General features: G+C 62.4%; 10 protein-coding genes. 7 read left to right on the forward strand and 3 right to left on the reverse strand.

Annotation, left to right across the window (positions count from 1 at the left end; translation table 11 throughout):
• Positions 1-10: 10 nt before the first annotated feature.
• The 3 genes from EJ066_RS09750 to EJ066_RS09760 form a co-directional block, all read right to left on the reverse strand.
• Positions 11-1,786: a TRAP transporter large permease subunit gene (locus EJ066_RS09750; RefSeq protein ID WP_126043807.1), complete on the reverse strand. Its 1,776-nt coding sequence runs from the start codon at positions 1,784-1,786 to the stop codon at positions 11-13.
• A complete protein-coding gene (locus tag EJ066_RS09755; protein ID WP_126037148.1) occupies positions 1,786-2,370 on the reverse strand; it encodes a TRAP transporter small permease subunit in 585 nt (194 codons plus the stop codon). The genes EJ066_RS09750 and EJ066_RS09755 overlap by 1 nt, the downstream gene beginning before the upstream one ends.
• A gap of 361 nt (positions 2,371-2,731) precedes the next feature.
• Positions 2,732-3,637, reverse strand: a complete 906-nt coding sequence (locus EJ066_RS09760) for a branched-chain amino acid ABC transporter permease (protein ID WP_126037151.1) — start codon at positions 3,635-3,637, stop codon at positions 2,732-2,734.
• Between the two features lie 101 nt (positions 3,638-3,738).
• Between EJ066_RS09760 and EJ066_RS09765 the strand changes: the two genes are divergently transcribed.
• From EJ066_RS09765 to EJ066_RS09795, 7 genes are all read left to right on the forward strand, one after another.
• Positions 3,739-4,350: a CGNR zinc finger domain-containing protein gene (locus tag EJ066_RS09765; protein ID WP_126037153.1), complete on the forward strand. Its 612-nt coding sequence runs from the start codon at positions 3,739-3,741 to the stop codon at positions 4,348-4,350.
• The gene (locus EJ066_RS09770; RefSeq protein WP_126037155.1) at positions 4,343-4,876 is read left to right on the forward strand and encodes a hypothetical protein; all 534 of its coding nucleotides are present in this window, start codon (positions 4,343-4,345) and stop codon (positions 4,874-4,876) included. Before EJ066_RS09765 ends, EJ066_RS09770 begins: the two co-directional genes overlap by 8 nt.
• A gap of 220 nt (positions 4,877-5,096) precedes the next feature.
• Entirely contained in the window at positions 5,097-8,576 is a 3,480-nt protein-coding gene (locus EJ066_RS09775; protein ID WP_126037157.1) for an indolepyruvate ferredoxin oxidoreductase family protein, read from the forward strand.
• Positions 8,577-8,712: 136 nt separating this feature from the next.
• On the forward strand, positions 8,713-11,025 hold the full coding sequence (locus EJ066_RS09780) for an EAL domain-containing protein (protein WP_126037159.1): 2,313 nt from the start codon (positions 8,713-8,715) through the stop codon (positions 11,023-11,025).
• 244 nt (positions 11,026-11,269) lie between these two features.
• Complete coding sequence (locus tag EJ066_RS09785; protein WP_245455110.1) at positions 11,270-11,953, forward strand: hypothetical protein; 684 nt, start codon at positions 11,270-11,272, stop codon at positions 11,951-11,953.
• Between the two features lie 128 nt (positions 11,954-12,081).
• Entirely contained in the window at positions 12,082-12,231 is a 150-nt protein-coding gene (locus tag EJ066_RS09790; protein WP_065006071.1) for a DUF3096 domain-containing protein, read from the forward strand.
• A gap of 188 nt (positions 12,232-12,419) precedes the next feature.
• Positions 12,420-12,644, forward strand: coding sequence for an aa3-type cytochrome c oxidase subunit IV (locus EJ066_RS09795; protein ID WP_126037163.1), 225 nt, complete (start codon positions 12,420-12,422; stop codon positions 12,642-12,644).
• The last annotated feature ends 16 nt before the right edge of the window (positions 12,645-12,660 follow it).

Below are 12,660 nucleotides of genomic sequence, written 5' to 3' on the forward strand. Positions count from 1 at the left end.
GCCTCCGGCATCAATTGAAGCTCGGCGGTTGGGATAGATCGGTCGCTGGGGCTGCCGGCTTGGCAGGCGGCGTTTCGCCGAAATTCGGCGGCTGCGACAGGTCCTGGGCCCCGGGCGCCGCAGGCGCGGTGCCGTCGGCTGGTGGTGCGCCGAGCGGTGGCAGGCCGAAACCGGGCGCTTCCGGCACCTGGTAATCGATCGTGCCCGGGTCGACCGCCGTGCCCTTGTAGTGCATCACCATCTGCGGGAAGGCGATGGTCAACCCGATCATGATCACCTGGATGCAGACGAAGGGAACCGCGCCCCAATAGATCTGGCCGGTGGTCACCGGTGCGATCTGCTTGCCGGTGAGGCGATCCAGATAGGGCACCCGGGCGGCGACCGAGCGCAGGTAGAACAGCGCGAAGCCAAAGGGTGGATGCATGAAGCTGGTCTGCATGTTGACGCCGAGCAGCACGCCGAACCAGATCAGGTCGATGCCGAGCTTGTCGGCGGCCGGCGCCAAAAGCGGCACAATGATGAAAGCGAGCTCGAAGAAGTCGAGGAAAAAGGCGAGCAAGAAGACGAGGATATTCACGCCGATCAGGAAGCCGACTTCACCGCCCGGCAGCGATGTCAGGAGATGTTCGACCCAGATATGGCCGTTGACGCCGTAGAAGGTGAGTGAAAACACCCGCGCGCCGATCAGGATGAACAGCACGAAGGACGACAGCCGCGTCGTCGACGCCAGTGCCTGCTTGATTACGTCCAGTGACAGCCGCCCCTTCATCGCAGCCATGATCAGCGCGCCGACAGCGCCCATGGCGCCGCCCTCGGTCGGTGTCGCGATGCCGAGGAAGATGGTGCCCAGCACCAGGAAGATCAGTGCCAGCGGCGGGATCAGTACGATGATCACCTGTTGCGCCAGCCGCGACATCATGTTGATGTTTAGGCGCTGATCGGCGATCGCCAGGACGTAGATGAAGATCACGCCGATGGTGGCGCCGAGGATGTCGGCGTTTTGGCCCTGCGTGGGCGCAAGATAGCGATACGCCGCGTAGGAAATCACCACTGCCGCCAGCACCGCGACCAGCAGCGACAGGATGCCGTGGCCGAGCGTGCGGGCCTCCAGCGGCAGGGCCGGCATCGACTTCGGCCGGACGATCGACATGATCACGATATACATCGTGTAAAGGCTGGTCAGAATCAGCCCCGGGATCAGCGCGCCCGCATACATGTCGCCAACCGAGCGGCCGAGCTGGTCGGCTAGAACGATCAGCACCAGCGAGGGCGGAATGATCTGGGCGAGCGTGCCCGATGCGGCAATGACGCCGGACGCCACACGGCGGTCATAGCCGTAGCGCAGCATGATCGGCAGCGAGATCAGGCCCATCGCGATGACGGAGGCAGCCACCACACCGGTGGTTGCGGCAAGCAGCGCGCCGACGAAGATCACGGCATAGGCGAGGCCGCCGCGGATCGGCCCGAACAACTGACCGATCGTGTCGAGAAGGTCCTCGGCCATGCCCGATCGTTCGAGCACGATGCCCATGAAGGTGAAGAACGGGATGGCCAGCAGTGTGTCGTTGGACATCACCCGGCTGCCGTAGAAATTGTCCGGCAGTGCGTGCAGCAGCGGCCAGGCAAGATTGATCGAGCCGCCCGAATAGGGCGACAGGAGGACGCCGATGAAGAAGAACAGCAGGCCGTTGGCGGCGAGCGAAAAGGCGACCGGATAGCCGATCAGCAGGAAGAGGACCAGCGAGGCGAACATGATCGGCGCCATGTTCTGGGCGATGAACTCCATCACGAGCGCACCTCTTCGGCGAGCGCCTTGGCTTCGAGTTCGGCCTGCTCATGTACCGATATGAACGGGGTGGGATCGTCCATGTCGCCGCGCATGATGGCTATCTTCTTGATGATCTCCGAGATGCCTTGAAGCGCCAGCAGGAAAAAGCCGGCCAGCAGGATCGCCTTTGCCGGCCAGATGATCAGCCCGCCGGAATTGTTCGACATTTCGCCGCTGCGAAACGACAGCGACACATAGGGAACGAAATAGATCACCATCAGCGTCACGAACGGCATCAGGAAGAAGACATGGCCGAACAGGTCGATCCAGTGCTGCACGCGGCGCGAAAACATCCCGTAGACGATGTCGATGCGGATATGGTCGTTCTGCTTCAGCGTGTAGGCGGCGGCCAGCATGAAGGCGGCGCCGAACAGATACCACTGCAGCTCCAGCCAGGCGTTCGACGACATGTCGAACGTCTTGCGGATGACCGCATTGGCGGCGCTGACCAGGATTGCCAGCAGGATCAGCCACGATACCCATCTGCCGATGAATTCGCTCACACGATCGATGGTTCTGGATAGAGCGAGAAGCCCTGCCATGCATTCCTCCCTTTACGCATCGGCCCGAAAATCGGTGTCGATTTTCGGAAAGCACGATGCGTGACTCAAAATACCAGAGGCGCGCCGATTCCTGCTTGTTATCCGTCGCCTCGCTGTGGCCCAACGGTATGCCGTGCGTGGTCCGGCGGGTCAACACAGTGCAGACCGAGTAGAACAATCTTGTGAGGTGAGGAAGAGGCGAAACGGCCGCCTGACGCAGCGCATGACCCCGAAAATCGGAATCGATTTTCGGAAAGGATCATGCGCAAAATCAAGGCGCTGCAGCGTCCTTTGCGCGTCCGAGAGGACGCGCGGCGCTGTCGACGTCATGCAACCAAAGTCTACCCAAGTCTTATGCGGCTCAGGCGATCTTGCCCTGGTCGCGGCCGGCGCCGATCAGCACCAAGGTGGCGACGAGGAACAGATACATCCAGGCGTCGCGCCATTCGACCGGGAAATAGCCGGCCCACAGCGATTCGGCCATGCCGAAGACGGCGGCGCCAAGTGCGGCCCGCAACGGCGAGAGATAGCCGCCCACCGCCGTCACGAACAGGATTTTCAGCCCATAGACCAGGCCGGAGCCGAAGCTGATATTGCCATAGTAAAGGCCGGCAAGCACACCGGCCAGCGCCGCGCAAAGGCCTCCTGCGACCACCGTGTGCCGAAACATAGCGCGCACGTCGACGCCGCACATGGCCGCGGCTTTGGGGTCGTCGGACACGGCGCGCCAGCGCCGGCCGAAGCTCGAGCGGGCGAGCGCCCAGGCGGCGAGCGCGATGGTTGCCGCGACGACCGCGCTGTCGAGCAACTGGATGAGCGTCAGCGTCACCTTGAAACGGGCGTCCCGCGCGAAGACGACGGGCTCGGCCAGCATCGGCGGCAGCCACAGGTCGTGGGTGTCGGCGGCGATGCGGCTCGCCTCCGACAGCAGCAGCAATATGCCCAGCGTCGTCACCACGATCGCGTTGGGCGTACGGTCGGCCAGCGGCTCGAAGATGTTGCGCGACAGGACATGGCAGATCAGCGCCGCATACAGGAATGCCGCGACAATGCCGAGCGCGACGGCCGCGAACAGGGTCAGCCACAGGGCCTGATAGCCGAAGGCCGCGGTGAGGATCATCGTCTGTCCGCAAAAGGCGAACAGCGCGCCATAGGCGAGGTTCGTCCGGTGCAGGATGCCGTTGGTCAGCACATAGCCGAAGGCGAGCAGCGCATAGAGCGCGCCGGAATGCAGCCCGTTAAGGACCTGTTGGAAGAAATAGAGCATGCGAAGCTCCCTGGATCGCGGAAAACCGCGTCCACGCACAGCAGATTGGCATCGGGCAATCTAACTTGTCAAATGCGATTAATCGGTTAGAAATGCTGCTCATGACCGTTTCCTGGACCCCGCACCGCTTCACCGGCGGCCTTCTTGCACTCGATACGGCGAACACCGTCGTGCTGCGTGGTGATCCCCGGAAAACCTTCGACCGTTTCGACAACCCGGCGGAGATCGTCCATTTCGCCGACGCGGCAAGCGAATTCCGCGCAGCCGAGCTTGGCGGCAGGCGGCTCGAAGCGCCGTTGCCGGATGAAATCGCGCCGGTCGTGCTGGCGATCCGTGAGACCACCGACAGGCTGTTTCGCGGCGCGGTGACGAAAGGCGCGGTCGCTACAGGCGATCTGCCCCCGTTTCTGAAAGCCTGCGCCGAGGGTCTCGCGCACAGCCACACCGAGATCGGTGCGTCGGGACGGCCGTTCGGCGATCCGGCGACGCCCATCGCCTTCGAGGCGGCACTGGCGGTTTCCGCACTGTCTCTGCTGCAGGGCGACGCGATCGCAAGGCTGAGGATCTGCCCCAACTGCACTTGGCTGTTCCTCGACAGAAGCCGCAATTCCAGCCGCCTTTGGTGCGACATGGCGGTGTGCGGAAACCGCCGGAAGGCAAGCCGCCATTATCGCCGCCGTCGAGCGGCCGCCAGAGGAACCACCAATGTCTAGGAACCCCTTACGCTTGATCATTGTTGCGCTCGTGGCAGCGACAACGCTTGGCGCCTGCCGCGATACCGGCACGGACGGCGAAGGCGGATTGTTCGAGATTTCCGGCAAACTGTTCGTCTTCAACTACCGGCTCGCAAGGGCGACCTATGTTGTCACGCTGAGACCGCTGCGGCCGATGCAGGAAGGACAGATCGCGGTCGCCAGCTTCCAGAATCCGGCGGGCGGCGAGCCGCTGGTCGTCGAACAGAAAGTCTGGCCGAAGCTCGGCAAGGTATCACTGGAGAGCCCGGCACTTTTCTGCATCGTCAAGGACAAGCCCTATGCGATTGCGATCAGCATCAAGGATGCCGAGGGTGCGGTCCTCCAGACGATCGACACCACGCTGATGTCGACGCAGGACCAATCGGTCCTGCCCGACCGGCCGCTGGTCATCGACCAGCTTTATACGCCCAATCCCGACCTTGTCGGTCATCCGGACGGCAAACTGCCGGACGAGCCCAGGCCCGACTGTTCGAAGGCTACCTGACGCGCCATCGCCGGTATCGGCTGCGGCCTGAATTTTCGTGCGCTGATGGAGCAGCCGATGTGCGGTTTCTTACGCCATCGGGCGCGGAACGGATCGTTTATTGCGCTTCGCCTGGCGCCTTCGATTTTGTTTGACCTGCCCGGCAAGGGGAGAAACACTGCAGCTTCCGACTCCGACGTTGGCTGCGCGCGACGTGCGGCCTCCGCAGAGGAAATGCCTGATGACGCTGCATGATGTCGCGCTCGACGACAAGTTCGACTTGGGAAAGGAGCGCATCTTCCTTTCCGGCGCGCAGGCGGTCATCCGCATGCTTTTGATGCAGCGCGAGCGCGACCGCCGGGCTGGCCTGAACACCGCCGGCTTCGTCTCCGGCTATCGCGGCTCGCCGCTCGGCGGCCTCGACATGCAGCTTTGGAAGGCCAGGAAGCAACTCGCCCAGTCGGACATCGTCTTCCAGCCCGGCCTCAACGAGGAACTCGCGGCCACCGCCTGCTGGGGGTCGCAGCAGGCCGAATTGCTGGGTGAAGGCACGCATGACGGCGTCTTTTCGGTCTGGTACGGCAAGGGGCCGGGCGTCGATCGCTCCGGCGACGTGTTTCGCCATGCCAATCTCGCCGGCTCGTCCAGACATGGCGGCGTGCTCGCCCTGATGGGCGACGACCACATGGCCGAATCCTCGACCAACGCGCACGCCACCGAATTCCTGTTCGTCGACACCATGATCCCGATCCTCAATCCGGCCGGGGTCCAGGAGATCATCGATTACGGGCTCTACGGCTTTGCCATGTCGCGTTTCGCCGGCACCTGGGCGGCGATCAAATGCGTCAAGGACAACATCGAATCGACGGCTTCGGTCGATGCCGCGCTCGAACGGCTTGATATCGTCGTCCCGGGCTTCGACATGCCGCCCGGCGGCCTCAACATCCGCAACGAGATCGACATGCTCGGTCAGGAGGAGCGACTGCATGAATATAAGCGCGCCGCCGCTTCAGCCTTTATCCATGCCAACGGGCTGAACCGGATCGTCTATTCCGGTGGCAGCAGCCCGAAGCTTGGCATCGTCACCATCGGCAAGAGCTATCTCGACGTTCGCCAGGCGCTGGAAGACATCGGCGTCGACGAGGCTGCCGCCAACCGCATCGGCATCAGGCTGTTCAAGGTCGGCTGCCCGTGGCCGCTCGACCTGCGGCACATCGCCGACTTCGCGCGCGGCCTCGACACAATCGTCGTCGTCGAGGAGAAACGCTCGCTGATCGAGGTGCAGCTGCGCGAGAACCTTTACGGTACCGCCACGCAGCCGGTCATCGTCGGCAAGAAGGACGAGCGTGGCGACGGGCTGTTCCCGGCCAAGGGCGCGCTCGATCCCAACGACATCGCCATCGCGCTCGGCGAGAGAATCTTGCGAACGATCGGTCCGTCGGATGAGATTGCCGCGCGGGTGGCGAAACTGCGCCAGTTCCAGGCGATGCTCGCCGACACGTCGGACATCGCTTCGCGCACGCCTTTCTTCTGCTCCGGCTGCCCGCACAATTCCTCGACCAAGGTGCCGGACGGTTCGCTCGCCGCCGCCGGCATCGGCTGCCATTTCATGGCGCTGTGGATGGACCGCAACACTGTTGGCTTCACCGCCATGGGCGGCGAGGGCGCGCAATGGGTCGGCCAGGCGCCGTTCTCGAAGCGCGACCACATCTTCCAGAATCTCGGCGACGGCACCTACAACCACTCCGGGGCACTGGCGATCCGTTTTGCGCTGTCGACCGACGCCAACATCACCTACAAGATCCTCTACAACGACGCCGTCGCAATGACCGGCGGCCAGCCGCATGAGGGCGGCCTGACCGTGGACATGATCGCCAGGCAGGTGCGAGCCGAGGGCGTCGAGCGTATCGCCATCGTCACCGACGAGCCGCGCAAATATGCCGCCAAGGTCGAATTCCCCGTCGGCGCCACCATTCATCACCGCGACGACCTCGACCTCGTCCAACGCGAATTGCGCGCGGTCAAGGGTGTATCCGTGCTGCTCTACGACCAGACCTGCGCCGCCGAAAAGCGCCGCCGCCGCAAGCGCGGCACCTTCCCCGATCCCAACAAGCGCGTCTTTATCAACGAGCTGGTCTGCGAAGGTTGCGGCGATTGCGGGGTGCAGTCGAACTGTGTGTCGATCCAGCCGGTCGAGACCGAATTCGGCCGCAAGCGCAGGATCGACCAGTCGAGCTGCAACAAGGATTTCTCCTGCATCAACGGCTTCTGCCCGTCCTTCGTTACCGTGCATGGCGCCAAGATCAGGAAGGCCGAGGGTATTGCCGGCACGACCGATCCGCTCGACGGCGTCCCCGCGCCCGCTGAATTCCCGCTTGGCGAGCAAGGCTGGGCGGCGATCATCGACGGCGTCGGCGGCACCGGCGTCGTCACCATCGGCGCGGTGCTCGGCATGGCCGCCCATCTCGAAGACAAGGGCTGCGGCATGATCGACATGGCCGGCCTTGCCCAGAAGGGCGGCTCGGTGTTCACCCATGTCCGCATCGCCCGCAGCCCGGACGATATCCATGCCATCCGCGTTTCGGCGGGGAAGGCCGATCTTGTGCTTGGCTGCGACCTCGTCGTGTCGGGCGCCCAAAAGGTGCTTGCTGCGGTGCGCGAAGGCCACACGATCTTCCTCGCCAACACCGCGGAGATCATGCCCGGCGAGTTTACCCGTTCGGCGGATTTCTCGCTGCCTGTCGAGCGGCTGAAAAAGGCGATCCGCACTGCCGCGGGCGACGACAAGGCGCATTTCTTCGACGCAACCCGCACCGCCGCAGCACTTTTCGGCAGTTCGCTCGGCGCCAACATGTTCATGCTCGGCTTCGCCTTCCAGCATGGCGGCTTGCCGCTTTCGGCCGAGGCGGTGGAAAAGGCGATCGAGCTCAACGGCCAGGCCGTGGCGATGAACGTCGCCGCGTTCCGCTGGGGCCGCCGCGCCGCTCACCAGCCGGATTTCGTGCGCGGCCTCGTCGCCCAGCCGGGCAAGGCTGCACAGACTGCCGCTGTCGCCGAAACGCTGGATGATATCATCGCCCGCCGCGTCGCTTTCCTCACCGCCTATCAGAACGCCGCCTATGGCAAGCGCTATGCCGACAGGCTGGCCGCGCTGCGCAAGGCCGAAGCCAGGGCGGTGCCCGGTTCGACTGATGTGACCGAGGTCGCCGCGAGGAACTTGTTCAAGCTGATGGCGATCAAGGACGAATACGAGGTGGCGAGGCTCTACACCGACGGCTCCTTCGCCGCCGAGTTGGGGAAGCAGTTTCAGAGCTACGACAAACTCGAATTCCATCTCGCGCCGCCGATCATGGGCAGGCGCGGCAAGGACGGTAAGCCGAGGAAATCGAGCTTCGGTCCCTGGATGATGAAGGGGTTCCGCCTGCTGGCAGCGATGAAAGGCTTGCGCGGCACGGTCTTCGATGTGTTCGGCTATAGCACCGAAAGGCGTATGGAACGGCAGCTTCTTGCGCAGTACGAGGCCGATCTGGAGCTTGTCGCCGGTGTGCTGGCGCCGGGTAAGGTCGAGGCCGCTGCAGCACTTGCCTCGGTGCCGGCGCTCATTCGCGGCTATGGTCATGTCAGGCAGGCCAGCGCCGAAAAGGCCGCCGGCGAGCGCCAGAGGCTGCTCGATCGCCTGGCAAAGACGCCGGTGCGACCTGATCTCCAGGCCGCCGAGTGATCGATACGCCTTGTTTACCTGAAGAAGAGTTCCCTTACGTCAACCGGGTTGACGGGGAGGCCCGAAACGGCCTCTCTAAACCTTTCTTAAGGCGAATGTGACACAGCTTGGCTCCCCAAGGGTTGGGATTCAGGCGTTGAGTCTAAAAAGAAAAAACGAGATCCCGGTCGACGTCTATATCCCGTTCGTGGAAACGCTGTTTCGCGACGGCCTGACGCTTTCGATTGGATTCTTTGCCCAAACCCTGCTGGTCATGCTGGTCTACTGGAAGACCAGGGATCCGACCTACATTGCGGTGGCCGTCGGATTGCTGACCGTCGCCTTCCTGCGCCTGCGCAACATCAGGAAATATCGCAACGCCCCATCACCCAGGAATTGGGCGGAGGCGCGCCGCCGCGAGAATGATTACATTCTCTACGGCTCCATGCATGGTTTCATGCTGGGCGCCTTCTGTTTCGCCGGCATCTATCTGGCGCATGACAACTATGCCGAAATAGCCGCTGTCTGCGTTACGCTGGCATCCGCCACTTCGATCGCCGGTCGCAATTACGGCTCCCCGAGGATGGTCGTGATCTTCATCATGACGATGACGTGGCCGATCTCGCTGGGCTTCATCCTGCGTGGTGATGTCTACCATGTGATACTCGGCCTGATGTCGGCTCCCTTCCTATTCGCGATCAAACGCTTCGCCGATCTGGTCAGGGAGGTGCTTTTCACCGCTTTGTCCGAGGAGAAGAAGGCGAACCGCATCGCCCAGCGCTTCAATCGGGCGCTGAACACCATGTCGCATGGCCTCGTCATGCTCGGCCCCGACGGCCGGGTCGCGGTGGCCAATGCCGAAGCCGCGCATCTGATGTCGCTCAAGTCGGCCGACGCGCTGCTCGGGCGGTCGATCCACGGCCTGCTGATGCGTGGCGTTGCCGGCGGCATGCTGGCGCCGAAGGACTGCCGCTATATCGAAGCCCAGCTTACGCGTGCTTTGCGCGAGGGCCGCGACCGCAAGGTCCTCGTCTCGCTCGCGAATGGGCAGCACTATGAGTTTTCGGCGCGTGAAGGCAGCCAGGAACTGGGCGTCATTACCTTCGAGGATGTCACGGCCCGCGTCGAGGCGGAAGACAAGATCCGCTTCATGGCGCGTTACGACAGCCTCACCGGCCTGCCCAATCGCGCCTATTTCCACGAGCTGATCGGAGAGGCGATGGCGTCCGGCGATCTCGAGCGTCTTTGCGGGCTTGCCGTGCTCGACCTCGATGATTTCAAGAGCGTCAACGACACGCTTGGCCATCCGGTCGGCGACGGGTTGATCTACGCCGTCGCGGAGCGGCTGGCGGCGGTCGCTGGCCCAGGCATCACCGTCAGCCGTTTCGGCGGCGACGAGTTCATGATCTTCTTCGACCGCGTCGAGGACGAAAGCCATCTGATCGGCCAACTCGACGAGATTTTCGTCGACCTGCAGGGCGAGGTCGACGTCGCTGGCCACGGATTGCGCATCCAGGCCAGCGGTGGCGCCGTGCTGTCGCGGGTCAAGGATACCGATGTCGATGCCATGATCGTCAAGGCGGATCTCGCGCTCTACAAGGCCAAGGAACTCGGCAAGAACACGTGGCGGCTGTTCGAGGCATCGATGGACGCCGCTTTCCGCAACCGTCAGCTGATGAAGGCGGACCTACGCGCCGCGGTGGAAAGCAAGGGGTTGCGGGTGGTCTATCAGCCGATCGTGTCGATGAGCACGATGCGCATCGCCAGTTGCGAAGCGCTGTGCCGGTGGGACCACCCCGATCTCGGGCCGATCTCGCCCGGCATCTTCATTCCGCTGGCTGAAGAAATGGGTATCATTTCCGAGATCAGCACCTTTGTCCTGCATGCGGCGTGCACTGAATGCGCCAAATGGCCCGTACAGACCAGTGTCTCGGTCAATCTCTCGGCCAAGGATTTCCGCAATCGCGACGTCGTCCAGAAGGTTGGCGATGCGCTCGCCAGTTCCGGTCTCGTCGCCGGCCGCCTGGAGATCGAGGTCACCGAGACGGCGCTGCTCGACGACAAGTCGCTGACGCGTCAGTACATCGAGGAATTGAAGCGGCTAGGCGTGCGTATCGCGCTCGACGATTTCGGCACCGGCTATTCGAGCCTGAGCTATCTCCACAAACTGCCGCTCGACAAGATCAAGATCGACCGTTCGTTCCTGATGGACGTCACCCAGAACCGCCGTTCGCTCGAATTGCTCAAGGGAATTGTCAATCTGTCACGGCCGCTGGGGCTTTCGGTGACTGTCGAGGGCGTCGAAACATTCGAACAGCTCAAGATCCTATCGTCGCAGGTCAAGCCGGACCTTGTCCAGGGATTCCTTTTCGGCTCGGCGCTCAGCGCGTCCGGCATCGAGACCATGTCGAGCACGGTTTGGCCTTTCGCCAAGGACATCAAGACGGTCAGGAGGGCGGGGCGTCACTGATTTCGGCCAAAAAATCTCGCATTTTAGTACAATTTTACTAATTATTAACCTTAACACCCGGTAAATAACCTCTAGCTTATTTTCATCTTTACATCTCACGACCCTGCCGTAGTGTCGACCGCGGCGGCAGTTTACGGGGATTGAGTTCATGGGTGTTGAGTTGACTTCGCCTCGTCAGGCGGCGAGCGCGGACGGGATTGACGCGTCCGATACCATGTCCAGCTTTGCCAGGAATGTCTCGGCAATGCTCGAGCGGACGGAATATCGTCGCTGCGACAAGGGCGAAGACCTCGAAGACATTTACAGGTTGCGCTACAAATCTTATCGCTTGAGCGATATGGTCCCGGAGAATACCCACCATATTGTGCATGACGAGCTCGACGAAGCGGCCAATTGCTCCAAGTTCGGAATCTATATCGACGGCGTTCTGGTCAGCACGCTGCGCATTCACCATGCCTGCAGCGTTACGCCGCAGTCGCCTTCCACGACAGTCTATGGCGACATATTGCGCCCCATGCTGGCATCTGGTGCGCATTTTGCCGACCCCAGCCGCTTTGCCGCCGATCCGGACTGGTCGCGAGTCTATCCGCAGATTCCTTATCTGACGCTGCGCCTCGCTGGCATGGCATGCTTCTACTTCGACGCGCCATACTGCCTCTCCACCATCCGCCCGGAACATGCAGGCTTCTACCGTCGCATTTACTGTTCCGAGCAGATTGGCGAGTTGCGCGATTATCCGGGCCTTAATTACAAGGTCGTGCTCTACCGCGCCAACGTCAGCGCCATCCGCGAACGGTCTTTCTCCCGTTTTCCGTTCTTCCGGTCGACGCCGATGGAGCGACGCATGCTGTTCGAGACACCCAATGCCGGCGAACTTGCGCCGCTGACCATCCTGCCCACCGCCAAGTACTACCGCGAAGCCGCTTGACGGATCGCGATTTTAAAGCGCGGCCGGAGCTTTCTGGTCGCCTCGGCGTTCTGGCAAGGGCGCCGGTAGCGCTTGAACGACGTCGACCTGCATCGCGTTGACGGCAATCCCAACGAAAGGAAACCGACATGACCATTTCCACGCTCGCGCTCACGCCGCTGATCTCGCTGATTGCCGGCGTGCTGATCCTGGTGATGCCGCGACTCCTGAACTACATCGTCGCGCTCTATCTGATCGTCGTCGGTCTGCTTGGGCTGTTTCCGCAGCTCGCCGGCTGATGTGACAAGCCCCATCCGGAAAGGAAGCGTTGGGCGGCAGCCACGATCGCCTCCGGAACATCCTCCTGCATCTGGCAGCTTCAACTTTCCCTTGAGGCTGTTGTCGGCGGCGATGCGGCAATAGCGCCATTGCCCTCGGCCCGGCTTTTCGCTATGTGCCTGAAAGATGTCTTCGAAGGGGTATTCCTATGGCTGATCACACGCCGACCGGTCCTGTCGAGCTGGGCGCGAAGATGGACTATGCCGAGCATGATCGAACCTATGCGGGCTTCCTCAGGCTCGCGAAATACGGATCGCTCTTTTGCCTCGCCGTGCTTCTGGCAATGGCTTTCGGCTTCTTCGCGGGCGGCTTCTTCTCGGCGTTCATCCTGTTCGTTCTGATCCTCGCCGTCGGCGCCTTCATTCTCCGGTAGATTTTTCAAAACCCTT

It is taken from the genome of Mesorhizobium sp. M9A.F.Ca.ET.002.03.1.2, assembly GCF_003952365.1.
Taxonomy (GTDB): Bacteria; Pseudomonadota; Alphaproteobacteria; order Rhizobiales; family Rhizobiaceae; genus Mesorhizobium.